We start from the raw sequence: 343 nt of genomic DNA, 5'->3' as shown, positions 1-343 counted from the left end.
GCCGTAGGTGCCTGTTGCCGGGCCATTGATGGTCCAGGTCGCCGTGGCATCGTGATCGATGTCGGCCGAGCTGAACTGGCCATTCACGCTGAGCGTGCCGTCTTCCTGCACCGCGCCGGCCTCGTTGCCCGTCGCGAAGCTGAGCACGGGCGCGTCGTTGCTGCCGGTGATGGTGACGGTCACCAGTTGGGTGTCGACACCGCCGAGGCCGTCGCTGACCTGCACCGTAAACACCTCATTATGACTCTCGCCCGCCTTCAGCGACTGCACCGCACTGGCGACACCGTCAGTGCCATTGGCCAGCGTGTAGGTCCATTGGCCGGTGGTGTCGACGGCGATCGAA

1 protein-coding gene is annotated in these 343 nt (G+C 65.3%); it reads right to left on the bottom strand.

The genetic code is table 11. The annotated features are described in order from the left end of the window. Positions 1–343: VCBS domain-containing protein (locus tag ACM6J5_RS22380; protein ID WP_414929363.1), on the bottom strand; the 343-nt coding region annotated here is incomplete at both ends.

It is taken from the genome of Pseudomonas sp. IT-P74 (genome assembly GCF_949768175.1).
In the GTDB taxonomy this organism is placed as follows: Bacteria; Pseudomonadota; Gammaproteobacteria; order Pseudomonadales; family Pseudomonadaceae; genus Aquipseudomonas.
Note: the sequence above shows the minus strand (reverse complement) of the source record. Positions and strands in the feature narration are given on the sequence as shown.